General features: G+C 72.7%; 19 protein-coding genes and 2 riboswitches. Of the genes, 14 read left to right on the forward strand and 5 right to left on the reverse strand.

The features are described 5' to 3' along the window. Nucleotides 1–14: 14 nt before the first annotated feature. The 4 genes from RY076_RS14585 to RY076_RS14600 form a co-directional block, all read right to left on the reverse strand. Nucleotides 15–2,726 carry a bifunctional glycosyltransferase/CDP-glycerol:glycerophosphate glycerophosphotransferase gene (locus RY076_RS14585; protein WP_323099313.1) on the reverse strand — a complete coding sequence of 904 codons (2,712 nt, stop codon included), beginning with the start codon at nucleotides 2,724–2,726 and terminating at the stop codon, nucleotides 15–17. Next, complete coding sequence (locus tag RY076_RS14590; RefSeq protein WP_323099315.1) at nucleotides 2,723–4,465, reverse strand: stealth family protein; 1,743 nt, start codon at nucleotides 4,463–4,465, stop codon at nucleotides 2,723–2,725. The genes RY076_RS14585 and RY076_RS14590 overlap by 4 nt, the downstream gene beginning before the upstream one ends. 154 nt (nucleotides 4,466–4,619) lie before the next feature. Beyond that, nucleotides 4,620–5,663: a S66 family peptidase gene (locus RY076_RS14595; protein ID WP_323099317.1), complete on the reverse strand. Its 1,044-nt coding sequence runs from the start codon at nucleotides 5,661–5,663 to the stop codon at nucleotides 4,620–4,622. 52 nt (nucleotides 5,664–5,715) lie between these two features. Continuing rightward, complete coding sequence (locus tag RY076_RS14600) at nucleotides 5,716–7,032, reverse strand: bifunctional o-acetylhomoserine/o-acetylserine sulfhydrylase (protein WP_323099319.1); 1,317 nt, start codon at nucleotides 7,030–7,032, stop codon at nucleotides 5,716–5,718. A gap of 93 nt (nucleotides 7,033–7,125) precedes the next feature. Then, a riboswitch (SAM riboswitch) is annotated at nucleotides 7,126–7,245 on the reverse strand. 241 nt (nucleotides 7,246–7,486) lie between these two features. Between RY076_RS14600 and RY076_RS14605 the strand changes: the two genes are divergently transcribed. The 6 genes from RY076_RS14605 (at nucleotide 7,487) to RY076_RS14630 (ending at nucleotide 15,466) form a co-directional block, all read left to right on the forward strand. Further along, entirely contained in the window at nucleotides 7,487–8,344 is an 858-nt protein-coding gene (locus RY076_RS14605; protein ID WP_323099321.1) for a serine/threonine-protein kinase, read from the forward strand. 67 nt (nucleotides 8,345–8,411) lie between these two features. After that, nucleotides 8,412–8,984: an HNH endonuclease signature motif containing protein gene (locus tag RY076_RS14610; RefSeq protein WP_323099323.1), complete on the forward strand. Its 573-nt coding sequence runs from the start codon at nucleotides 8,412–8,414 to the stop codon at nucleotides 8,982–8,984. Between the two features lie 67 nt (nucleotides 8,985–9,051). After that, nucleotides 9,052–10,218, forward strand: coding sequence for an acyl-CoA dehydrogenase family protein (locus tag RY076_RS14615; protein ID WP_323099325.1), 1,167 nt, complete (start codon nucleotides 9,052–9,054; stop codon nucleotides 10,216–10,218). Between the two features lie 108 nt (nucleotides 10,219–10,326). Beyond that, nucleotides 10,327–13,179, forward strand: coding sequence for a fibronectin type III domain-containing protein (locus RY076_RS14620; RefSeq protein WP_323099327.1), 2,853 nt, complete (start codon nucleotides 10,327–10,329; stop codon nucleotides 13,177–13,179). A gap of 371 nt (nucleotides 13,180–13,550) precedes the next feature. Beyond that, a complete protein-coding gene (locus RY076_RS14625; protein ID WP_323099329.1) occupies nucleotides 13,551–14,549 on the forward strand; it encodes a LuxR C-terminal-related transcriptional regulator in 999 nt (332 codons plus the stop codon). A 175-nt stretch (nucleotides 14,550–14,724) separates the two neighbouring features. Next, nucleotides 14,725–14,863: riboswitch (cyclic di-AMP (ydaO/yuaA leader) on the forward strand. A gap of 3 nt (nucleotides 14,864–14,866) precedes the next feature. Then, nucleotides 14,867–15,466 carry a C40 family peptidase gene (locus RY076_RS14630; protein ID WP_323099331.1) on the forward strand — a complete coding sequence of 200 codons (600 nt, stop codon included), beginning with the start codon at nucleotides 14,867–14,869 and terminating at the stop codon, nucleotides 15,464–15,466. Between the two features lie 21 nt (nucleotides 15,467–15,487). Here the strand turns inward: RY076_RS14630 and RY076_RS14635 are convergent, their stop codons facing one another. Further along, on the reverse strand, nucleotides 15,488–15,982 hold the full coding sequence (locus tag RY076_RS14635; protein ID WP_323099332.1) for a MarR family winged helix-turn-helix transcriptional regulator: 495 nt from the start codon (nucleotides 15,980–15,982) through the stop codon (nucleotides 15,488–15,490). A gap of 428 nt (nucleotides 15,983–16,410) precedes the next feature. On the opposite strand from RY076_RS14635, the gene RY076_RS14640 reads away from it, so the two are divergent. The 8 genes from RY076_RS14640 to RY076_RS14675 all read left to right on the forward strand — a co-directional run bounded on the left by RY076_RS14640 (nucleotide 16,411) and on the right by RY076_RS14675 (nucleotide 24,465). Then, a complete protein-coding gene (locus tag RY076_RS14640) occupies nucleotides 16,411–17,391 on the forward strand; it encodes a glycosyltransferase family 2 protein (protein ID WP_323099334.1) in 981 nt (326 codons plus the stop codon). A gap of 39 nt (nucleotides 17,392–17,430) precedes the next feature. Continuing rightward, nucleotides 17,431–18,636, forward strand: a complete 1,206-nt coding sequence (locus RY076_RS14645) for a CDP-glycerol glycerophosphotransferase family protein (protein ID WP_323099336.1) — start codon at nucleotides 17,431–17,433, stop codon at nucleotides 18,634–18,636. A 158-nt stretch (nucleotides 18,637–18,794) separates the two neighbouring features. Beyond that, a complete protein-coding gene (locus tag RY076_RS14650; RefSeq protein WP_323099338.1) occupies nucleotides 18,795–19,595 on the forward strand; it encodes an ABC transporter permease in 801 nt (266 codons plus the stop codon). Beyond that, nucleotides 19,595–20,344 (forward strand): ABC transporter ATP-binding protein, encoded by a 750-nt coding sequence (locus tag RY076_RS14655; protein ID WP_323099340.1) that lies wholly within the window; start codon nucleotides 19,595–19,597, stop codon nucleotides 20,342–20,344. The genes RY076_RS14650 and RY076_RS14655 overlap by 1 nt, the downstream gene beginning before the upstream one ends. Further along, nucleotides 20,341–22,185 carry a DUF5941 domain-containing protein gene (locus RY076_RS14660; RefSeq protein ID WP_323099342.1) on the forward strand — a complete coding sequence of 615 codons (1,845 nt, stop codon included), beginning with the start codon at nucleotides 20,341–20,343 and terminating at the stop codon, nucleotides 22,183–22,185. Before RY076_RS14655 ends, RY076_RS14660 begins: the two co-directional genes overlap by 4 nt. After that, complete coding sequence (locus RY076_RS14665) at nucleotides 22,182–22,994, forward strand: CDP-alcohol phosphatidyltransferase family protein (protein ID WP_323099343.1); 813 nt, start codon at nucleotides 22,182–22,184, stop codon at nucleotides 22,992–22,994. The genes RY076_RS14660 and RY076_RS14665 overlap by 4 nt, the downstream gene beginning before the upstream one ends. 8 nt (nucleotides 22,995–23,002) lie before the next feature. Continuing rightward, on the forward strand, nucleotides 23,003–23,971 hold the full coding sequence (locus RY076_RS14670) for a glycosyltransferase family protein (protein WP_323099345.1): 969 nt from the start codon (nucleotides 23,003–23,005) through the stop codon (nucleotides 23,969–23,971). A 95-nt stretch (nucleotides 23,972–24,066) separates the two neighbouring features. Further along, nucleotides 24,067–24,465 carry an adenylyltransferase/cytidyltransferase family protein gene (locus RY076_RS14675; protein ID WP_323099347.1) on the forward strand — a complete coding sequence of 133 codons (399 nt, stop codon included), beginning with the start codon at nucleotides 24,067–24,069 and terminating at the stop codon, nucleotides 24,463–24,465. Nucleotides 24,466–24,469: the final 4 nt, after the last annotated feature.

A 24,469-nucleotide genomic window follows, 5' to 3' on the forward strand; every position in this document is an offset into this window, starting at 1 on the left:
GCTGCGCGGACGGGTCAGCGCAGCGACGTGATCGCCTCGACGATGCGCTCGGCGTTCGAGCGGTCCCGGTGGGCGAAGAAGGCGTCCGCCCGATCGACGTAGGTCGCCTCCACGGTCCCGCCCGAGCGCAGGTGCCCGACGACCGCGGCGACGGCGTCCTCCGGCTCGACGGCCGCCGGCCCGAAACCGTGGTCGACCGGGTCGAAGTAGCCGGGCCGGTAGTGACGGCTGTAGAAGTCGTCGCGGTCGAAGGGGCACAGGACCATCGGGGTGCCGAGGTAGGCGGCGTCGAAGAAGGTCGAGGACCAGTCGGTCACGAACACCGAGCACTCGCGGATCGCCGACTGGATGTCGCGCGAGCGAGGGTCCCCGAAGACGTACCTGGGCTGCGCCTCGATGAGGTCCCTGACGTGCGGCGCGACCTCGTAGTGCGGGAGGAACTCCAGCGTCGCGTCGTGCCGCTCCAGCTCGGCCTGCAGGTCGGGGGAGGCGAGGAAGGCCCGGAGGAACGCGACGTACGCGGAGTCGGCGAGGGCCTCTCGCGCGGCCCTCGTGCGGGCGTAGGACGGGCTGACCAGGTAGCTGCGCCACGTCGGCATGAACAGCACGCGCGGGCGCGGCGCCGGCGCCTTGACCAGGGTGTCGAACCGGGCGAGGCCGGTGGTCACCACCTGGTGGGTGTAGTCCATCCGCTCGCGGACGAAGTCGGCCTCCGCCTCGGAGGAGGTGCAGAACAGGTCGAAGCCGGTGATGCCCCGGTGCAGCGCGTGCGACACGTCGTTGTAGATGACGCCGTGCTGCAGGAACACCCGACGGCTGCCGACGCGCCAGGCCAGGTGCCGCTGGTACTGCTCGCGCGACCAGCCGTCCGGCAGCATGTAGGCGTCGATGTCGTAGGAGTTGACGAGGACCGACGCGTGCAGCATGAGCCAGCGGTGGCGCCGGCTGCTGTGCGCCACGACGTTGCCGAGGCGGGCGAGGTCGGCGAACCCCGGCGCGTCCCGGTCGAGCACGTAGTACACGGGCAGCTCGGGGTGGTGGCGCCGGATGTACCGGAACAGCGCGACGGAGTTGTCCTGCGTCGTGTCGCGCCGCTCGCCGAGCAGCCAGATGTCCTTGCCGCGCATGAACGGGCGCGACAGCGCCCGGCGCAGCCGCTCCGCCCCGAAGGGCGCCCTTTTGCGGAACGCCGTGACGTCCTCGCGCAGCAGGCTGCGGCTCAGGCGTCGGCGCTCGGCCGGCGTGCCGGCGCGTCGCACGGACAGCTGGCAGTTGTCCCAGCGGTCCACGCGCGGAAGGATGCTCAGCCCTGCACGCCGGTGGTGGCGTGCGGAGCGCAGGTAGCCCTGGCTCGGCTTGGTCCGGGTCGAGGCCTGCCCCGTGGGGGTGAGGAACACCAGCCGCATGTGGTGCTGCCCCTCCTTGAGCCGTGAGAGCGGCACGACCGCCTCGAAGCCGCTGTACCGCAGCTCGGGGGCGCGCACCGCGACGTCCGGGCGCTCGACGACGCGGGCCGGGGTCGTGATCCCGCTGCCGCGCACGCGCAAACCCAGCTCGAGGGTGCAGCCGGCGCTGAGGTCCAGACCGGGAACGTTGAGCCGCCCGGTCAGCACGAGCTCCTTGCCGTGGCGCACGCTGACCGACTCCAGCCAGGCGTGGACGGTGTCGAGGCTCATGACGTCGTCGAGGTCGTCGTAGCGGTCCAGGACGAGCCGGCCCTCCTGGGCCCTGACACGCGTGGCATGCGTCGCGCGCTCGGAGAACAGCTCGAAGTCCTCCTTCATCACGGCGCCGTACGGGATGCGGTGCCGGGCGTTCAGCGCCGCGTCCGTGACGGCCTCGGCCGGGAAGTCGCGGTACACCGACACGGCGCGGTCGAAGAAGTCCCGTAGCGCCGGTCCCTCGAGCATGTCCGGCGCCCGAAGCAGGAAGCCCTGGAAGCTGCGCACCATGAAGGAGCGCAGGGCGGCGGCGCGATCCTCGTCGAGCCCGGGCAGCAGGTGGGACAGCATCTCCTCGACGAGCAGGTGGTCCTCGAAGTTCGTCGGGTTCGAGAACAGCGAGTCCATGATCGAGCCGCTGACCTCGCGCTTGCGGTACTGGTAGACCACCGTCCGCGTCAGGACGGTGCCTCGTGACCACAGCAGCGCGGGCAGCGTGACGTAGACGTCCTCGAAGTGGACGCCCTCGCCGAACCGAAGCCCGTGCGACTCCAGGTGGCTGCGTCGGAAGACCTTGTTGCACGCGCTGGCGCTGTGGACGAGGGCCGGCGCCTCGGCCAGGCTGCTCACGCACCGGGGTTCCGGCGTCAGCTCCGACTGCCAGGGCCAGGTCGTGGCCTGCGGGAACGTGCGCATGTTGCCGACGACGACGTCGACGTCGTCGGTGACGAGCGAGCGCAGGGTCGACGTGGCGTCGGCCGGCAGCACGTCGTCGGAGTCGCAGAACGCGACGAACGTCCGCGTCGATGCGTCGAGTCCCGCGTTCCGTGCGGCACCCAGGCCGGCGTTCGGCTGGCGGATCAGGTGGACGTTGTCGTGCAGGCCGGCGAACCGCGCCGCGATGTCACCCGACGCGTCGGTGCTGCCGTCGTCGACGAGGACGACCTCGAGCTCGGCGAAGTCCGGCTGCGCCTCGATCGACTCGAGGCACTCGGTGAGGTAGCTCTCGACGTTGTAGATCGGGACGATGACGGTGAGGTCGTTCGGCGCGTCCGGGACGCTCATGCCTCGTCACCGTGCGGCGGACGCTCGAACGTGGACGGGAGCGGGAAGTACTGCTGCAGGAAGGTGCTGATCATCCGCGCCTGCGTGCTGGGGTCGATCCCCGTGGAGTCGTGGTCGTTGAGGCAGAAGACGTCGAAGTTGCGCTTGCGCAGCAGCCCCTCGAGACGGGCCGGGGTGTCGGGCCGGGCGATGTCGGCGTAGAAGTAGGCGATCGAGCCCGGGACCGCGCGGCCGGTGAAGTAGCCGTAGTAGTGCGCCAGCGACGACGGGATGGCGATGTCGGAGTCGCTCCTGAACTGCGCCCGGGCGGTGCGGCCGTGGTCGTCGGTGAAGGTGCGCTCGATCTCCTCGAGCACCGAGCGCCGCATCGAGTGCGGCACGTGCTTCATCTTGTTCGTGACCTGGTGGCCGAACTCCGAGAGGACGAGGTCGCGGTTGCGCTTGCCGGCCGCCATGACCGGCCAGTCCTCGGGGGCCGGGCCACCGAGGTTGATCTTGGCCGTCGACGGGAAGAAGTTCGTCAGGCCGTTGCTGCGCACGAACCGGCTCGGCTCGACGGACCGGCCGAAGAACACGTCGTCGTTGAGGTAGAGGAAGTGCTCGGACAGTCCCTCGATGTGGTGCAGCTGCGACTCGATCGCGTGCGAGTTGAACGTCGGCAGGCGGTCGTGGTCGGTGAAGATGTCCCGGTGGTCGACGACCGTGATCTTGGGGTGGCTCGTGTCGAGCCACGAGGGCACCTGGGCGTCGGTGACGATGTAGACGTGGTTGACCCAGCCGGCGTACATCTCCAGCGAGCGCAGGGAGTAGCGCAGCTCGTCGCGGGACAGGAAGCGTGAGGAGTTGGTCGCCAGGCGGTTGACGGCGCCGGCGCCCTTGACCTCGCGCAGGGTCCGCTCGTACCGCTCCTCCCACGCCGGGTCGGAGCCGTCGACCCACGTGTAGACGACGTCGACGGGGGTGCGCACGGAGTCCAGCGTCGGGTGGCTGACCCGCGCCAGCGTCGGCCGGGCACGGCCGTCCACCTCGCGCAGCGCGATGGTCTGGTTGTCCGGCTCGACGACGTCGATCCAGTGGTTGCGACGCGGCGCGACCCACGTGCCGGCCGGCACCGGCTGGCTGCCGAGGGCGAGCGGGCCGTCCTGGCTCGTCTCCTCCCAGAACTGGACGTCGCAGCCGAGGTCACCGGCGCTGAGGAACTGCCGGTCCGGCGTGCACAGCGCCTTGAAGACGCGCAGGTGCGAGGCGCCGCCCGGGATGACGCGGTGGCCGATGAGCCGGGGGCGCACGATGCGGCCACCGGAGACGGGGGCGGCGTAGGCACCGCTCGGGGCCAGCTCGCGCTCGAGCGCGACCCGCGCGTCGTGCGCGGAGTCGGACGGGACGACGACGAGGCGTCGGCGGTTGGTCTCCGACTCGAGCACGACGTGCTCGACGCCGTGTGCCTCGAGGGCATCGGCGACCAGCGCGAGGTTGTCGGCGAGGACCCGCACCGAGGAGAAGGTGGTGGTCGGGTGGGCGAGCCAGTTCTGGTCGCCGTTGGAGACCGTGACGCCGCCACCGCGCAGCCGGTGCGGCACGGAGGCGAGGGCGCGAGTGGCACGGCGGTCGCGGTACCGCCTCTGGGCGTCCGTCGTGCCGTGCACAAGGGGACGGACGCGCAGCCACCAGGCCTGCGGAACCCGCCTCAGCAGTCGGACCTTGAGATGGTGCGGTACGTGGTCGGCGAGGCGTGGCATGTGAAAGAGCTCCCTGTGGTGTCGCTCGAACGAGCGCAGCGACGTGTGACGCGTCCGACATTTCTCCCCGGCTTGTCGGAGGACGTGGAGGAAACTAACACGGTCCACCCAGTCCAGGGTGCTAAAGGCACGCAACCGTGCTACGCGCGTCCTGTCAGTCGAGACGCTGCGTCACCGTGTGCGTGCCCCTTGCCGGGTCGTGTTCGACGGTCGTCGTGGCGCCCTGGACGAGTGCGAGGAACGGCGCGACGTGCCCGCACTCGACGTCGCCCACGATCGGCAGGCCGAGCATGCCGAGGGCGTCGCGGACGGCGTCGTGCTGGGTGAAGCCGTTCGGCTCGGGCGCGTTGGTACGTGACACGAGGACGCCGTTGGCCGCGTCGAAGAAGCCACGCAGGCGCATCGCGTGCAGCGCGCGGCAGATGTCGTACGAGGCCCACTCGGCGATGTCGAGCAGCACGACGGTGCCCTCGGGCGCGTGGTCGCGGGCGAAGGCACCGATGTCGGCGAAGCGCCCGCCGGCGAGGAAGCTGATCGTCTCGACGCAGCCGCCGACCAGGCGACCGGAGAAGTGCGCGGCCTCGCCCTCGTGGCCGGGGTCGATGCGGGTCCACGTGCCGCGCCCGTCGAGGGTCATCTGCGAGACCGTCGGGTTGCCGGCGTAGTCGTCCCAGCCGCTGGAGCGGAACCGGCCGGGGGAGTGCTGGCGCAGCTCGTCGCCCGGCGTCGCGGCGGCGACGTCGACCCAGTGGAGGATGCCGTCGGGGAGCGCGTACGGGGTGTCCATGAGGTTCTGCCCGTGGATGGTCGCCAGTCCCGTGGCGAGGGTGAGCGGGGTCAGCCACGTGGAGGTGTCGGAGAAGCCGACGCACCACGTGGGCTCGGCGGCCGCGATCGCGTCGAGGTCGAGCAGGTCGAGCAGGTCGATGCCGGTCTCTCCGCCCCACGGCGGTACGACGGCCCGGATCGTCGGGTCGAGCAGCATCGACATGAGCTCGGCGGCGCGCGCCTCGCGTGGTCCGCTGACCTGGCTCGGCGCGTGGTTGAGCTCGCCCACGACGACCTCGAAGCCGCGGTCGCGCAGGCACTCGACCGCGTGGGCGAAGCGTCCCCAGAGGGCGTCGGACACGCCGGAGCTCGGCGACGTCACGCCGATCCGGTCGCCGGGACGCAGGGGAGCGGGGTAGCGGATCGGCATGGCCGACATGGTGCCAGCCGTGCCGAGCCGCCACACCCGGGTTTCGGCCGCGTCAGGCCTTGGCGGCCGTGAAGCCCTGCTCGAGGTCGGCGACGATGTCGTCGATGTGCTCGATGCCCACCGAGAGGCGCACGAGGCCGGGCGTGACGCCGGCGGCGAGCCGGTCCGCGTCGGGCCCCTGGGAGTGCGTCGTCGACGCCGGGTGGATGACGAGCGAGCGGACGTCGCCGATGTTGGCGACGTGGCTGTGCAGCGTCAGCGCCTCGACGAACTTCTTGCCCGCCTCGAGGCCGCCGACGATCTCGAACGACAGGACGGCACCGGCGCCGCGCGGGGTGTACTTGTCGGCAAGGGCGTGGAACGGGCTGTCCTGCAAGGATGCCCACACGACGCGCTCGACCTGCTCGTGCGCCTGGAGGAAGGCCGCCACCTTGTGGGCGTTCTCGATGTGACGCTCGATGCGCAGCGACAGCGTCTCGAGCCCCTGGGCGATGAGGAAGGCGTTGAAGGGCGACGCGGCGGGGCCGAGGTCGCGCAGCAGCTGGACCCGGGCCTTGAGGATGAAGGCGAGGTTGGCGCCGAGCGGGCTGCCGACGCCGAGGTCGCGGGCGAAGACGAGCCCGTGGTAGCTCTCCTCGGGGGTGTTGTAGTTCGGGAACTTCTCGGGGTCCTTGCCGTAGTCGAACGTGCCCGCGTCGACGATGACGCCGGCGATCGAGGTGCCGTGCCCGCCGAGGTACTTCGTCGCCGAGTGCACGACGACGTCGGCGCCCCATTCGATCGGGCGGATGAGGTACGGCGTCGCGACGGTGTTGTCGACGACGAGCGGCACGCCGTGCTCGTGGGCGAGGGCCGCGACGGCCTCGATGTCGAGGATCTCGCTCTTCGGGTTGGCGATGGTCTCGCCGAAGAGCAGCTTGGTGTTGGGGCGGATCGCCGCACGCCACGAGTCGATCGAGGTCGGGTCCTCGACGAAGCCGACCTCGATGCCGAACTTCGGCAGGGTGTGCTTGAAGAGGTTGAAGGTGCCGCCGTAGAGGCTGGGGGAGACGACGACGTGGTCACCCGCCTCGGCGATGTTGAGCACGGCGAGCGTCTCCGCGGCCTGGCCAGACGCCACGAGCAGGGCGCCCACACCACCCTCGAGTGCCGCGATGCGCTGCTCGACGACGTCGGTGGTCGGGTTCATCAGGCGTGTGTAGATGTTGCCGAACTCCTTGAGCCCGAACAGGTTTGCTGCGTGGTCGGTGTCGTTGAAGACATAGCTCGTGGTCTGGTAGATCGGCAGGGCGCGCGCTCCGGTGGCGCTGTCGGCGGACTGCCCGGCGTGGATCTGCTGGGTCTCGAAGGACCACTTCGGCTCGGTCATCGGTCGTTCTCCTCGTTGTCCTCGTGCGGCCGGTGACCGGGTGCCCCGAGGGGACGGGTCCGGCGCACCGACGGGTCGGTGCGGGAGAGAGAGTCTCCGCGCTTGCCCGCGCGCCGGGTGGCGACGACGGGCCAGGTCTTCACCCGGGGCACCCCGCCGCGGTGGGAGGGTTGCCGGCCAGCGAGCCGGGGCTTGACGCTGACACTCATGACCTACCGGCGAGTGTACGGACGCGTGTCCGCGAGGTGGGAGCGCGTGTCCTCATCGTGGACGCCCGATGCGTGCCCTCGGGCGGCCGTGGAGCAGGCCGTTGCCGGCTGTTGACGCCGAGCCGTGTCGAGATGTCCTGGGCGTCAGTCGAACTCGTTGTCCACAGGGTCTACAGAGGTCTTTCCTTCCATTCGAACATGTGTTCTAATGGACAAACGGGACAGGCGTCGAGAGGAGGCCCCGGATGCCGTACGTCGCATCGCCGCGTGGGGCCTCTGATGTGCCGGAGGCTGGGCCGTTCCGGGTGCTTCGCGTGTCGTGGTCGGCCGACCCGTCCGAGCTCGCGGAGTGGCTGGAAGCGCTGCTCGCCCCCGTCCGTGATCGGGCTGAGCGTGCTCGGTCGGCTGGTCTGGTCGAGGGTTTGGTGCGGGCCGGGGAGCAGGTCCTGGAGCAGATCGAGGAGCTCGAGTCGGCCAAGGCGCGGCTGGAGGCCGAGCTGCTCGCGGCGTACGGGGCGCTGGCCTCGATCGAGGCGCAGCAGGTCGCGGCGCTGCCGCAGGGCGGGTCGGCGGCTCGGATGGCGGGCTTGGTGTCGCCGGAGCGGGTCGTGGCCGAGGAGATCGCGCTCGCGACGGGGGTCGGCGCCGGGGAGGTGGCGCGGCGGCTCGCGGTTGCGACGGCGCCGCGGCGGCACCGGGTGATGCTGGCGGCGCTGCGCGAGGGGGCGACGTCGCTGTACCGGGTGCTGCAGGTCGCCTCCGACACGAGCATGTTGTGCGACGCGGATATCGCGACGGTGGCCGAGGCGGTCCTGGCGCCGAGCCGCGACGGGAACATCGTGGGGCAGCGGACCTTCACGGCCCGGCTGCGGCGCGGTCGCAGCCGTCGACGCGCGTGGCTCGGAGGAGCGCCGGGCGCACGCGCGGGCGCGGCGTGGGGTGTTCGGGCGGATGACCGCCGACGGGATGGGCTACCTGACCGTCACGGCGGACGGCCCGACCATCGCCGCCGTCCTGGGCCGGCTCGACACGACCGCCCGCGGGATGCGCGGCGCCGGGGATCCGCGGAGCCTGGACCAGCTGCGCTGCGACCTGGCCACTGAAGCCCTTCTCGCCGGTCCGGGAGCGCTGCCCTCTGGTCAGGCGCAAGCGGCGGCGCGGGTGTGGCTCGTGGTGCCGTTCGAGGTCGCCACCGGCGACTCCGACACCGCCTGCGAGGTTCCCGGGCACGGCTGGGTCACCGCCGCCCACGCCCGCGACGTCATGACCCGCCCCGGGTCGGTCTGGGCGACCCTGCCGGTCGACCTGGCCACCGGGCACGCGATCAGCCGCCCCAGCAAGAGCTACGGGCCGAGCCAGGCCATGGTCGAGCACGTCCAAGCCGTCGACGGCCTCTGCCGCGGCCCCGACTGCCAGGTCCCCGCCGCGCGGTGCGACCTCGACCACGAGACCCCGTGGCCAAGGGGCGAGACCGCCGTGGACAACCTCTTCAGCAAGCACCGGCGTCACCACAACCTCAAGACCGACGGCCTCTGGACCTCCCGACCCAGCAGCGACCGTGCCGACAACGACGGCGGCACCGACCGCGCCCTGGAATGGACCACCCTCACCGGCCGCACCTACACGACCCACCCCAAGGACTGGCGCGACGGACTCGACCCGCCCGACCTCCCTGCATCTGCGGGCGCACGGCCCTATGGCCCCGTCGACCGTGCCGCGGACGTCGTCCCGCCACCCGTCTGAGGTGGCCGCCGTGGTGTCGATCACTAGGACGTCCTACTAATCCGAACTGGCGAGTAGGATCGCGGCCGTGAGCACGAATGCCGACTTCGACCTGTTCCGGACCAGCGAGGACCACGAGGCCCTGCGGGAGGCGATCCGAGCGATCGCCGAGGACAAGATCGCCCCGTACGCCGCCGCGGTCGACGAGGAGGCGCGCTACCCGCAGGAGGCGCACGACGCCCTCGTCGCGTCCGACTTCTTCGCCCCCCACGTGCCCGAGGAGTACGACGGCGTCGGGGCCGACGCGCTCGCCACGTGCATCGTCATCGAGGAGGTCGCTCGCGTCGACGCGTCGGCCTCGCTCATCCCGGCCGTCAACAAGCTCGGCTCGCTGCCGCTGATCCTCGACGGCAGTGACGACCTCAAGCAGCGCTACCTGCCGCCGCTCGCGCAGGGCAGGACGACGTTCTCCTACGGCCTGTCCGAGCGCGAGGCCGGGTCGGACACCGCGTCGATGAAGTGCCGCGCGCGCCAGGACGGCGACGGCTGGGTGCTGAACGGCCAGAAGTCGTGGATCACGAACGCCGGTGTCTCCGAGTACTACACGGTGCTCGCCGTCACCGACCCCGACGGCCCACGCGGCGGCAACGTCACGGCCTTCGTCGTCGAGAAGTCGGACGAGGGCTTCACGTTCGGGGAGAAGGAGCGCAAGCTCGGCATCAAGGGCAGCCCGACGCGTGAGCTGCACTTCGACAACGTCCGCATCCCGGGCGACCGGGTCGTCGGGCAGGTCGGCGACGGCCTCAAGATCGCGCTGCGCACCCTCGACCACACCCGCGTCACCATCGGCGCGCAGGCCGTCGGCATCGCCCAGGGTGCGCTCGACCAGGCCCTCGCGTACGTCAAGGAGCGCAAGCAGTTCGGCAAGCACATCGCCGACTTCCAGGGCATCCAGTTCATGCTCGCCGACATGGCGATGGAGCTCGAGGCCGCGCGCCAGATGGTCTACGTCGCGGCCGCGAAGAGCGAGCGCGGCGACAAGGACCTCTCCTTCTTCGGCGCGGCCGCCAAGTGCTTCGCCTCCGACGTCGCGATGAAGGTGACGACCGACGCCGTCCAGCTGCTCGGTGGAGCCGGCTACACGCGTGACTTCCCGCTCGAGCGGATGATGCGCGACGCCAAGATCACCCAGATCTACGAGGGCACCAACCAGGTCCAGCGCATCGTCATGGCGCGCCAGCTCCTCAAGGGCTGAGCCCGCGCCGCGCCGACGCCGGAGGGCCCCGGGGCCCTCCGGCGTCTCGGCGTACGTCATCTGCATGACGACACCGTCCTGCCGCGGTGGGATCCTCCGAGGAGGTACATGGGGGTACCCCGCAAGAAGGTGATCGCGATGCGTGTCCCGCGCTTCCAGCCTCGCTCCGTCGAGACCTCGGGCCTCGATCGTCCGACCGACGCGTCCCGCCGTCGCTGGCGGGTCCGGAGCGGGGCGGGCGCGGTGCTCGCCGCGGCGGCCCTCGTGCTTCAGGGTGGCCTGGCGGTGCTCGCGCCCGCCTCGGCGGCGACCCCGCTCAACGTCTACGTCGGGTACATGGACACGCACTCGGCGGCGTCGAGCTCCAAGCAGCCGAACCCGTGGCCGTACACCGACCCGTCGAGCTACGTCGGCTCGCCGTGCCCCACCTACCCGAAGAGCACGACGTGCTGGGACGCATCCGCCATCCGCCTGGACAACCCCGGCGGCGTCGACATCACGGGCGTGCGGGTCGTGGTCGCCATCGGGTCGAAGACCTACGGCCTGTGGGGCTCGTCCCTCACCGTCAAGGCCGGGGGCAGGCTGGTGCTCACCGAGACCGGCGCCCAGAACTCGGCGAACTTCGACGGCTCGGACTTCTCGCCGAACTCCTACAACGGCGGCAACACCGCCTCGTGCGTCAACTCCGGCGCGGTCCCCGACGTGCGGATCACGATCGGCACCACGACGACGAGCTACCTCGACTCGGGCCAGGTGCTCAACGGGGGCGGCGTCGACAGCGGGCACTGCGTCAACGGCTCCTTCGTGTCGGGTCGCATCGACGAGTCGCACCCCTGGGCCCAGATCGGCGTCGCCGCCTCGACCACGCCGTCGGCCCCGCAGAGCCTGGCCGCGGTGGCCGGCGACGCGTCGGTGAACCTCTCGTGGAAGGCGCCCGCGAGCGACGGCGGCTCGGCCGTCACCGGGTACAACGTGTACCGCGGCACGAGCCCCGCCGGCGAGGGAACGACCCCGATCGCGACCAACGTCCCGACGACGACCTTCACCGACGCCGGACGCGTCAACGGGACCACGTACTACTACACCGTCTCCGCGGTGAACGCCGTCGGCGCGTCGACGCGGTCGAACGAGGCGTCGGCGACGCCACAGGCCACCCAGCCGACCGCGCCGGGCGCGCCGACGGGGCTGGCCGCCACGGCCGGCAACGCGTCCGTGGCCCTTTCGTGGACGGCGCCCGCGTCCAACGGCGGGTCGGCCGTGACCGGATACGCGGTCTACCGCGGATCGACGCCGGGCGGCGAGGGCCCGACGCCGATCGCGACGAACGTGACCGGCACCAGCTTCACCGACACCGGTGAGGTCAACGGGACCGCCTACTACTACAAGGTCGCCGCCATCAACGCGGTCGGGACCTCCGCGCAGTCGAACGAGGCGTCCGCGACGCCGCGGGCGACGGTGCCGTCGGCGCCCATCGGGCTCATCGCCTCCGCGGGCGACCGGACGGTGGCGCTGTCGTGGCAGCTGCCCGCCTCCGACGGCGGCTCCGGGGTCACGGGCTACACCGTGTACCGCGGCACCGCGGCGGGAGCCGAGAGCAGCACCCCCATCGCGACCAACGTCGCCCTGACGAGCTTCACGGACACGACAGTGACGAATGGGACGGCGTACTTCTACCGGGTGGCCGCGGTCAACGCGGTCGGCACCTCGCCGTCGTCGAACGAGGCCTCGGCGACGCCGCGCGCGACGTCCACCGCGCCGTCGGCGCCGCAGTCCCTCGTGGCGGTGGGCAGCAGCACGACGGTGACCCTGTCGTGGTCGGCGCCGGCGTCGAACGGTGGGTCCGTGGTGACCGGGTACAACGTCTACCGCGGCACCGCCGCGGGCGGCGAGGCGTCGACGCCGGTGGCCTCGAACGCCGCCGGCACGGGCTTCACCGACACCGGCCTGGCGAACGGGACGACGTACTACTACCGGGTCGCGGCGGTCAACGCGGTCGGCACCTCGCCGTCGTCGAACGAGGCCTCGGCGACGCCACAGGCCACCGTGGCCGGTGCGCCGACCGGGCTAGCGGCCACGGCCGGAAACGCCTCGGTGTCGCTGACCTGGGTGGCTCCCGCCTCCAACGGCGGTTCGGCCGTCACCGGGTACAACGTCTACCGCGGCACGACTGCAGGCGGCGAGGCGTCGACGCCGGTGGCCTCGAACGTCGCCGGCACGGGCTTCACCGACACCGGCGTCGCGAACGGCACCACCTACTTCTACCGCGTGACGGCGGTCAACGGCATCGGCACCTCGCCGTCGTCGAACGAGGCCTCCGCGACGCCGCGAGCGCCGGTGGCGGCCGGCTACGTCGGCCGGGTCGGGTCGCTGACGGCGTCGACGGCCCGCACGACGAGCACGGTGACGGTCGGGGCCGCCGGGGTGGCGGCCGGCCACACGGTCGTGGTCGCGGTGCTCCTGTCCACGACGAGCGTGACGGCGGCGGTGTCGGTGAAGGACTCGGCCGGCAACACCTACGTGGTGGTGCGTGACGTCAACGACGGGTCGGCCGGGGACCGAGTCGTGACGGCGGTCGCGGTGGGGGTGCGTGCCCTGCCGGCGGGCGCGACGGTGACGGTGACCTACGGGTCGTCCGCGGAGACACACCTGGCCGTGGATGAGCTGGCGGGCGTCACGGGGGTCGACGTCAGTGCGGGGGCGACGGGGACCGGTACGGCGTTCAGCTCGGGGTCGGTGACCACGTCGGCCGCCGGTGACGAGCTCTTTGCCGTGACCGGTATGGAGTCGAGCAGCGCGGTACCGGCCTGGGGGGCCGGCTGGACCGGGTTGCCGACGCTGAGCGTGTCGACCGACCACCTCGCGACCGCCTACCGGGGCGCGACGACGGCCGGCCCGTACGCGGCGAGCGGCACCGGGGGCGGGCAGTGGATGGCAGCCCTCACCGCCTTCCGCACCGGCTGACGCGACGTCTCGAGCTCCTGACGCCGGGTGGCCCGGTCCGCGACGTCCCTCCACGTCCGCCGAGGACCGGGCGACCTGCGCCGTGGCCCCGAAAGGCCTCATCCCCCCGGACCGGCGCGGCCCGACCGGTTGCCGCACGGACCCCTGGACCCGCACGGTCGACCGGCCGCCCGCGGCCGGCCCCGGTCAGGATGCCCTCGGACGGGCGGTGTGCGGCATCCGCCGCCGGGTGATCCGGGGGTCGTCCCCGGGTGGAGCGGATGCCGCGAAACCGGTCACGACGCGCGCGTCCCGCCGCTAGCGTGGCGCCCGAGCGCGACGTTCGGTCACCGACCGGACGTCGGCGGTCGGGGTCAGGGGGAGGAGCGGTCATGGCGCTGTCCGATGCCGCGGTGCGGGCGCTGCGCCACGCGGACCAGATGATCCGCGAGGCCGAGCGCGGCGACGTGTTCACCGTCTACGACGCCTGCCGCGCCGCGGTGGGTGCACTGGCGCCGGTCGACGACTTCTACGTCGCTCTCGTCCGGGAGCGGGACCGGCGCATCTCCTACCCGTACATGTTCAGCAACGGTGCCTACGAGGAGACCGGCACCCTGACCTACGGCCCCGGCGGCGTGGTCGCCTGGGTGCTGGCCTCGCAGCGGCCCTACCGCCACCGCGACGACGGCGGGGCGCTGCTCAACCGCGGGGTCCGCTTCGGCGACGACGACCTGTCGGCCGATGCCGTCGTCGTGCCGATGCTCGGCGAGGACGGCGTCGTGGGGCTGCTCGGCGCCCTTTCGGACACACCCGACTCCATGGGCGACGAGGTCGTCACCGCCCTCGAGTGGCTGGCCGGGCTCGTCCTGGACCGGGTCCTCGCGGCCCGGCCGGAGCGCCGGCTCAACCTGCCGCTCGTCTACCCCGAGCTCGAGGACTCCGGCCGCGCCGGCGTCCTCATGAGCGTCAACCGGACGGCGACGGCCCTGACCGAGATGGCGGCCGAGATCGAGGAGGTACGGCGTCGGCTGGCCCAGGATCCCTCCGACCCGGCGGTCCAGGACCGTCTCGCGGCCCTGGGGCGCCGGTGCTTCGAGGTGCAGGCCTCCCTCGTGACGCGTCTCGGCCACCAGGCCGGCGACGACCCCGAGGCGGGCGACCGCGCAGCCGCGGCAGCAGACCCCCTCGAGGTGCTGTCGCCGCGCGAGCGGGCCGTCGTCGAGATCGTCACCGGGCCGGACGGCGACCCGGGCAACGCCGGGGTCGCGCGGGCCCTCGGGATCGGCACCGCGACGGTGAAGACCCACATGGCCTCCGTGCTGTCCAAGCTCGGCCTCCAGCACCGCAGCGAGCTGCGCTGGCTCGTCGGGCGGGTCGCGCCTCCGCGCTGACGCATTTCGCCGAAACGCGGACAGGGCTGGCACCCCGACCTACTCTGGTTCGGAACCCGGCCCGGCAGGCCCGCCACGACGCGGAGCCCAGGATCCCGGACCGGGTGACATGACGCCCCGGCACGACGTCGGGGCGGCGCCCCGGTCCGCCGAGTCCTGTCCGCCGGGGGCGCGCCTTCATACCTCACCGGACAGGAACGGGGGACCCACTCGCGTCCGGCCCTGTGCCGGACTTGGGGTGAAGCCGCCATGCGCGGCCGGGCATCTTCCGCCCGAACCCGACAGCTCACCTCGCAGGCGTGGGAAGGGAATTCGCCATGCCCGCCATCGCTCGCACCCCTGCGCGCCAACCTCGCTCCCGCCTGGGCGCCGGCCTGCTGCTCGCGCCGCTGCTGGCCGTCGGCGCACTCGGTGCCGTCGCCGCATCGCCGCCCACGCCGGCCGGCCACCTCGACACGAGTGCCCGCGAAGCCGACACGGCGACCTGGGCCAACGCGTCCGACGCCGCCCAGGACCGCGACCGCGTCGACGTCCGGCTCTCGCTGGCCTCGACGGCGGCCGTGCCGCTCGGGACCCGGGCCGTGCGGGTCGCGGCCGCCCAGAAGGGCAAGCCCTACCGCTGGGGCGCCGCCGGCCCCACGGCCTTCGACTGCTCCGGGCTCGTGCACTACGTCTACGACGCGCGCCTGGCCCAGGACCTGCCGCGGACCGCGAACGCCCAGCGCCTCGACACGACCCGCGTCTCGCGCTCGGGGGTGCGTCCGGGTGACCTCATCTTCTTCATGCGGTCCGGGAAGGCCTACCACGTCGGCATCTACGCGGGCTCGGGCAAGGTGTGGCACGCCCCCAAGCCGGGCAAGCGCGTCGAGCTGGTCCGCATCTGGACGAGCGGCTGGGTCGCCGGACGCGTCCGCTGAGCCCGACGCGTCGGCGGTGGGTCAGTGCCGCCGGCGCGTGCCGCGCGTGCTCGGTCCGGCGGCGTGGATCTCGGCGGCGACGCTGCGCAGGGCGTCCGCGATCGTCGTGAGCACCTCGGTCACCTGGGGGAGCGTCGCCGGGTCGAGGGTGTCGAGGGTGTGCGGCATCCAGTCGCGGACCTGCCCGACCTGTGCCATCCCGGCCTCGGGGATGCGCACCGTGCTGCGACGCCGGTCGACCTGGTCGGGCACCCGCTCGATGAGGCCGCGTCGCTCGAGCCGGTCGACGAGGGTCGTCGTCGAGCTCGTCGTCAGGCCCAGCGCCTGGGCCAGCTCGGTCTGGCCGAGGGAGCCGCGGGCCAGCAGGTAGCTGACGGCGCGGCTCTCGTTGACCGTGAGGTCGAGATGCGCGGCCGCTGCCAGGCGGTAGTGCTCGCCGGCGAGGATCAGCTCGCGCAGGGCGGCGGTGGCCGCGGCGCGGTCCTGCGTGCTGGTCTGCGTACGGGTCGGCGTCATGGAGCCAACCTAGCGAGAGGCGGCTCGATCATCGACCAGGTGGACCGACAAGTGACGTGATGGTCGAACTGCTTGATGATCGCGTGATTTGGCCCTATCGTGGGTCGTGCAGCGCCGGGGGCACCCGGGCCGTGGCCGCGGTCCGCGTCACCCCTGGACGCGAGGTCGAGCAGCGTGCTTCGTGTCCGCGGCGCTGCGGCACGTCACCGGGGGCCCGAGGTGGCGGGCGCCGCCTCCCCTCGCGAGGGCGGCGCCCCACCTCGGGCATCGTCGTGCGCGCCGCGCCGTGCGCGCCTCGCCGTCACCGCGGTCGAGGACCCCCTGCCCCTCCAGTAGTCTGGTCGCCGCTCGTGACGGGGGACGCGAGCGCAGCCCGAGCGCCGGGACCACCCTCCGGCCCGACGACCAGAGGACAAGGACCCGCCAGCGTGGACGCGTCGACGCAGCTGACCCCACCGGTCAGCGTCATCATGCCGCTGCTCAACGAGGAGCGGCACCTGCGCGACGCGGTCGCCATGATCCTGACGCAGGACTACTCAGGCCCCATCGAGGTCGTCCTCGCCCTCGGCCCCTCGACCGACCGCACCGACGAGGTCGCCGACGCGCTCGCCGCCGAGGACCCCCGGGTGCGGCTCGTGCGCAACCCGAGCGGGCGCACCCCCGACGGTCTCAACGCCGCGATCGGCGCGTCGAGCGGTGAGGTCATCGTCCGCGTCGACGGGCACGCCGAGATCCCCGACGACTACGTCTCGTGCGCCGTGGCCGAGCTCCAGCGCGTCGGTGCCGACAACGTCGGCGGCATCATGGACGCGCGTGGCACCACCGACTTCGAGCGCGCCGTCGCCTGCGCCATGCGCAGCCCCCTCGGCGTCGGGGCCTCCCGCTTCCACACCGGCGGGGAGGCCGGCGAGGCCGACACCGTCTACCTCGGCGTCTTCCGGCGCACGGCCCTCGAGCGCGTCGGCGGCTACGACCCGCACTTCTCCCGCGCCCAGGACTGGGAGATGAACCACCGGATCCGTGAGACCGGCGGACGCGTGTGGTTCACCCCCGAGCTCAAGGTCACCTACCGGCCACGCGCGTCGGTCTCCGCGCTCGCCAAGCAGTACTTCCACTACGGACGCTGGCGGCGCGTCGTGGCCCGCCACCACGAGGGCACGATCAACCACCGCTACCTCGCGCCGCCGGTCATGGTCGGCGTCACGACCGCCGCGACCGTCGTGGGCTTCTTCTGGGCCCCGGCCTGGGTGGTGCCGGCCGCCTACGTCGCCGGCGTCACGGCGGGAGGCCTGGCCATCTCCGGCGGCGAGTCGCCCCGCACCCGTGCCACCCTGCCCGTCGTGCTCGCGACGATGCACTGGGCGTGGGGCATAGGGTTCCTGACGAGCCCGCGGCGCCTGACGCGCTGAGCCCTCCCACCTGCTGCCACGAAGGACACCGACACCGTGATGGACCATGCCAAGGAGGCGGCCGCCCTCGCCCGGGACGCCCTCATGCGGCAGCTGGCCAAGCGCCGGCTCGCCACCCGCCTGACCCGTGAGGGTCTGCAGCCGGGCGCCGACGCGCCGTTCCGATGCGCGGTCTACTTCTCCGACGAGCCGGTCAACCTCTACCAGATCCGCCAGTGGTACGCGCCGCTGCAGGAGCTCGCGAAGACCCAGCCGGTCGTCGTCATCTCGCGGATGCCGGAGACGACCCTGATGCTGCTCGACGAGTGCCCCCTGCCGGTCCTGCACGCCCCCCGGGTCACCGAGATCGAGTCGTTCATGGCCGACCACGAGATCGGGCTCGTCCTCTACGTCAACCAGAACGTCCGCAACTTCCAGATGCTGCGCTTCGCGACGCCTGCGCACGTCTTCGTCAGCCACGGCGAGAGCGACAAGTCGTACATGGCCAGCAACCAGCTCAAGGCCTACGACCGTGTCTTCATCGCCGGACAGGCGGCGGCCGAGCGGCTCAGCGGCGCGCTCGTCGACTTCGACGTCCCTGCGCGCGCCGTCGAGATCGGCCGCCCGCAGAACGACACGACGTACCCGGCGCCCCACCTGCCCGCCGACGGCCGCACCACGGTCCTCTACGCGCCGACGTGGGAGGGCGACCGCGCGAGCATGGCCTACGGGTCGATCGCAACCCACGGCGAGGCCATCCTCACGGCGCTGCTCGCCGACCCGCGCTTCCGCGTCGTCTACCGGCCGCACCCGCGCTCCGGCGCGTTCCAGCGCTCCTACGGCGCCGCGTCCGCCCGGCTCTCGGCCCTCGTCGAGCAGGCCAACGCCGCCGACCCGAGCGCCCACCACCTCGTCGACACCCACACCGCCTTCGGGTGGCACCTGGGCGCGCTCGACGCGTGCATCACCGACGTGTCGGCCGTGGCTCTCGACTGGCTCGCCACGGGCAAGCCGCTCGTGCTGACCCGGCCCAGCTCGCCGAGCGCCGAGGTGGAGCCGACGCGCCTCAACACGAGCGTCCCGCTCGTGGCGGCGGCCGACGCGGCAGGCATCGTCGCGGTCCTCGACGCGGCCGTCGCGCAGCCCGACGAGGCCCGTGCCGCCGTGGTGCACCACTACTTCGGCGACACCTCGCCGGGAGCCGCCACGGCACGGTTCGTCGCCGCGTCGACCGAGCTCATCGAGTCGAGGCTGGCCCGCACCTGAGAGCACCCCACGGCGCGCACCCCTAGACTGCGGCGAGGGTCAGGCGGGTGACACCCCCGCCTTCGACCGCCGCGGTGCCCGCCGTGACGACCCGGAAGGGGCCTCCGGCCCCGCCGACGAACGACCCGAACGCACGAAGGAGAAGGTGGTCTGCGCGCATGATCGGCGTGTCCCAGTTCCGCGGCCTCACGGCCAACCGGCAGGTGCTGCGCACCCTTGTCGAACGTGACCTACGCGTCCGCTATGCCGGCAGCTGGCTCGGGTGGCTGTGGACGATCCTCGACCCGCTGCTCATGGCGCTCGTGTACTTCGTCGTCTTCACCCTGATCTTCCAGGCCCGCAAGACCGGCAACCAGCCCTTCTTCCTGCACCTCATCACCGGCCTGTTCCTCTGGCAGTGGTTCGCCCAGAACATGTCCGAGACCTCCCGGGCCCTGCTCGCGGAGTCACGGCTCGTCCGATCGGCCAACCTGCCGCGCGAGCTGTGGGTCGTGCGGGTCGTCATGGCCAAGGGCGTCGAGTTCGTCCTCAGCCTGCCGGTCATCGTCGCCTTCACGATCTTCTACGTCATCACCGGGCAGACGCACATCCACTGGACGATCGTCTTCGCGCCGGTCTCGCTCGTGCTGACCTTCCTGCTCTCGGTCGGCATCGGCATGATCCTCGCGCCGATCACCGTCCTCGTCAGCGACATGGCCCGCGTCGTGCGCATCGCGCTGCGCCTCGGGTTCTACGCGACGCCGGTGCTCTACAGCGCCGACATGGCCCCGAAGACGCTGCGCGACATCCTGGCGATCAACCCGATGAGCGGCATCCTCGAGCTGTTCCGGTCCGGGTTCTTCCGGGGCGAGATGAACCTCCTGTCCGTCGCCTCGGCGTGCGTCATGACCGTCCTGCTCCTGCTCATCGGCGCTGTCGTCTTCAAGCGCATGGAGCCGGCCGTGCTGAAGGAGATCTGATGGCCAAGCCGGTGATCGAGGTCCGCGACCTCGGAATCGAGTTCTTCCGCTCCCGCAAGCGGCGCATGTCGCTGCGCGAGCTCGTCTTCAAGGGCCAGACCGGCGCGACGAACGAGACGTTCTGGGCCCTGCGCAACATCTCCTTCGACGTCGCGCGGGGAGAGGCGGTCGGCCTCATCGGCGGCAACGGCTCGGGCAAGAGCACGCTGCTGCGGATGATCGCCGGCGTCATGCTTCCCGACGCCGGCTACGCCACGGTCCGGGGCCGCGTCGCGCCGCTCATCGAGCTCACCGGCGGGTTCCTCGGCGAGCTGACGGCCCGCGAGAACGTCTACCTCGCGGCGGGCCTGCACGGCCTGACCAAGCGGCAGATCGACGAGCGCTACGACGAGATCGTCGACTTCGCCGGCCCGCAGGTGCAGGCCGGCATGGACATGCCCTTCCGGCACTTCTCCTCCGGCATGCAGGTGCGCATCGCCTTCTCGCTCATCACGACGCTCGACCAGCCGGTCGTCCTCGTCGACGAGGTCCTCGCCGTCGGGGACCGGGCCTTCCGCGAGAAGTGCTACGAGCGCATGGAGACCATGCTCTCCGGTGGCAAGACGCTCTTCCTCGTCTCCCACAGCGAGCACGACCTCAAGCGGTTCGCCGAGCGCGGTCTCTACCTGCACGCCGGCGAGCTCATCGGCGACGGCCCGGTCGAGGAGGTCCTCGAGCAGTACAACGCCGACGCGGACGCCGGCGCGTGAGGCTCGACGAGCGCCCCCTCGTCGGCGACGCTCGTGCCCGCTCGGTGGCCGGCCGCTCGGCCGGCGCCGACACCCTGGTCCTCGGGGTCGACCCCGCCTCCGACCTGTTCGAGACGCTCGGTGACCTCGGTCTGTCACCGGCCCGTCCCGACGCCCCGGTGCAGGCCGTGCCGGACGTCCTCGCCGCCGTCGCGGCGGTGGCGGCCGCCTCGGACGACCGCCCGCTCGTGCTCGCGGCCTCGGGCCTGCGCGTCAGCCCGGTCGCCCTCCTCGACGTGCTCGACTCGCCCCGCGACGCGACGCTGCTGCCGACCGTCGACGCGCCGGCTCCCGACACGTTCCGGCCGGTCCGCGTCGACCGGCACACGCGGCTCGTCGTCTCGGCCGGGTCGGCCGCGCACGTCGTGTCGGCGCCCACCGCCTACGCCGCCGGCGTCCTCCGGGTCGCGGCGGCCGACCGCGTCGCCCTCGCCGACTCCCTGGTGGCTGCGGCCGCGAGCCCGGCGGCCGGTGGGCCCGGGGTGTCGGCGTTCGACCTCGCCGTCGTCGCCGTCGTGCGGGCCGCTGTCGTGCCCGTCGTGGCCGTGCCCCTCGCGCACGTCACCGTCGAGCGGGGCCACGAGCTGCGCCGCGGCGCGTCGGGCTCGGCCTGGCAGCAAAGGCTGCGTGCGGCCTCGCGCGGCAACGACGGCGTCTTCTCGACGCACGCGATCCGGCCCCTCTCGCGCCGCCTCACCGCGGTGGGGCTGGGCCGTGGCTGGTCCCCGAACGTCGTCACGGCCGTCAGCCTCGCGCTCGGGCTCGCGGCCTGTGCCCTGACGGCCGTCGACTCCCGGTGGACGTGGCTGCTCGCGGCGGTGCTGCTGCAGGCATCGCTCGTCGTCGACTGCGTCGATGGCGAGATCGCCCGGTTCACCCGGCGCTACAGCGCGCTCGGTGGCTGGCTCGACGCCGTGAGTGACCGCGTCAAGGAGTTCACGATGGTCGCGGCGGTCGCCTGGGTCGCGGCACGCCGGGGCGAGGACCTCTGGTGGCTGGCGGTGCTCGTCCTCGCCGTGCTGGCGGTGCGCCACGTCGAGGACTTCGCCTACTCGACGCGCCAGCGTGCCTCCGCTGCTGAGCCGCGCGCGCCGCACCCGTTCGAGGACCCCCGCGACGGCGGCCCGGACACCGCGCGCACGACCGTCACCGGGCCCCCGACGGGCCGGGCCCGCGTCGTCCGCGACGTCAAGCAGGTGCTGCACCTGCCCATCGCCGAGCGCTACCTCGTCATGTCGGTGGGCCTGCTCCTCTTCAGCCCCGCCGTGCTGCTCTGGGCCCTCGGTATCGCCTCGGTCGTCGCGCTCGCCTGGACCCAGGCCGGGCGCCTGCTGCGCGCGCTGACGCGTCGGGACGGCTTCCGCCCCGACCGGCCCGACCACACGCTGGCCCGCCTCACCGACCTCGCCGTGGTGCCCGGGCCCGCGGGGCGCGGCCGGCTCGCCTGGCAGGTACCGGCCGTGCTCGTCGCGCTCGAGACCGCGGCGCTGCTGCTCGCGGCCGGCGAGGACCCCGCTGCCCGGGCCGCCGCGTACGCGTGGCTCGCCGTCGTGTGCTGGCACCTCTACGACAACGTCTACCGGCTGCGCGAGACCGGCGCGGGCAGCCCCCGCGCCCTCGTGCGGGCCACACTCGGCGTCGAGGGACGCGTCGTGCTCCTCGGTGTCGTCGGTGGCCTGAGCGGCCACCCCGCGCCGTTCCTGCTCGCCGGCGCCGTCGTGCTCGGGGTGCTCTTCGGTTGCGAGTCCGCCCGGGCCTGGCGCCGGCAGCTCGGCGGCACACGGCAGGATGGTCCCTCATGACCCTCGCCCACGACCCGACGGACGACCGGCCGAGCATCGCGCAGCTCAAGTCCGTCGCCCAGCCGCCCGAGCACATCGCCCGGTACAACGCCGAGCACTGGGCCGGGGCGCTCTACATCCGCCACCTGTCGATCTACGTGACGCGCTGGCTGCTGCCGACCCACATCACGCCGAACGGCGTCACGTGGCTCATGATCGTCGTCGGTGTGGCGGGCGCGTTCGCCATCCCGTTCGGCGGGGTCTGGGGCCCGGTCGTGGCCGTCCTCGCCATGCAGCTGCAGATCCTGCTCGACTGCTCCGACGGCGAGGTCGCCCGCTGGCGCCAGCGCTTCTCGCCGGCCGGCATCTACCTCGACCGCATCGGCCACTACGTCACCGAGGCCTCGATCCCGGTGGCGATCGGCCTGCGCGCCGACGGCTGGAGCCTCTCGGCGCCCGGCGACGTCGGCGGCTGGACCGTGCTCGGCCTGCTCGTCGCCGTCGGCGTGCTGCTCAACAAGGCCTTCACCGACCTCGTCCACGTGGCCCGCGCCAAGACCGGCCGTCCGCCGCTCGACGACGTCGCGACGACAGCCCGGCCCAAGGCCTCGGGCATGGCCGCGCTGCGTCGCGCCTTCGACTACCTGCCGATCTTCCGGGCGTTCGTCGCCGTCGAGGCCTCGATCCTCGCGCTCGTCGCCGCGGTCGTCGACGCGGTCCACGGTGACCTGCTCGGCACCCAGGTGCTCGTCGTCGTCATGGTGCCCCTCGTGGTCGTGACCGCGGGCGGCCACCTGCTCGGCGTCCTGTCCAGCTCGCGGCTCGACTGAGGGCGGGCATGGCGCGGCACCCGGCGAGCGACCGACCCGTCTTCCAGTGGGCCCAGGAGCACGGTGAGGTCGGCGGCGTCCACACGAGCCACCACCAGCTGACCGCGACGCTGCGCGGCGAGGGCGTCGAGGTCGTCTACGTCGACACCGGCTCGGCGCCGCGGGCGCTGCGCGCCCTGCCCGGGCTGCGCCGTCGCGGCCTGCACCTGCTGCACCTGACCCGCCTCTGGCGGGCCATGGTGCTCGCGCCGGTCTTCGCCCTGCTGCGCGGGCGCACCGTCCTCGTCCTGCACTCCGGGTCGACGAGCGGCCAGGTGGCCCGCATGCCGTGGTGGCGGCGCCGCGCGCTCGTCGTCGCGCTGCACGCCTACGACGAGATCTGGGCCGTCAACGACGAGATCGGCGCGATCCTGCCCGAACGGCTGCGCTCGCGGCTCACGGTCGTCACGCCGTTCGACGCGTCGGCGGCGCCGGTGCCGAGCCCGTTCCCGCGCGACCCGCACGCGCTCGCGCTCGCCACGAACGCCGGGCTCGCGCACTACAACGCCGACCTCGGCGTCGACGCCGTCGAGCTGGTCCGCCGGTCGTGGCCCGACGCGACTCTCACCGTCCTCGCCTACGGCAACGACACCGAGGCGGTGCAGTCGCTGCGTGACCGGGCGGCGGGGGAGCCATGGCTCACGGTCGCCTTCGACACCCCGCCGGCGGACGTCAGCGGGGTGCTGTCGCGCGTCGGCACCTTCCTGCGCCCCACGAGCTGGGACGGCGACTCCGTCATCGTCCGCGAGGCCCTCGCGGCGGGCGCCCGGGTCGTGGCGAGCGACACCGCGCCGCGCCCGGCCGGCGTCGTGCTGGCGCCCCTCACCGCGTCCGACCTCGCCCGCGCCGTCGTCGAGGGCGGCCCCGTCAGCGACGGCTCCGGCCTGGCGCAGACGACCCTCGCCCAGGCCGCGCACGCGTCGCGGGTGACCCCGTAGCGCGACCCGGCCACTCGCCGTTTCGGCACGGCCGGTATCGGGCTAGTAGCCTGACCCGCCAGGGCCCCACCGGGTCGAACCGCCAGAGGAGCACCGTGAGCAACCGGACCGTCATCACCTTCGGGACCTTCGACGTCTTCCACGTCGGACACGTCCGCGTGCTCCAGCGGGCCGCCGAGCTCGGGGACCGGCTCGTCGTGGGGGTGTCCGCCGACGCGCTCAACATCGCCAAGAAGGGCCGGCCGCCGGTGTTCACCCAGGACGAGCGCCTCGAGATCGTCGCCGCCCTGCGCGTCGTCGACGCGGTCTTCGTCGAGGAGTCGCTCGAGCTCAAGCGCGACTACATCCTCGAGCACGGCGCCGACGTGCTCGTCATGGGCGACGACTGGACGGGCAAGTTCGACTGGGTCGGCGACGTCTGCGAGGTCGTCTACCTGCCTCGCACCCCGTCGGTGTCCACGACCGGGCTCATCGAGCACATCTCCAGCCTCTGAGCGT

Origin of the sequence: Intrasporangium zincisolvens (assembly GCF_034724055.1) — a bacterium.
In the GTDB taxonomy this organism is placed as follows: Bacteria; Actinomycetota; Actinomycetes; order Actinomycetales; family Dermatophilaceae; genus Monashia; species Monashia zincisolvens.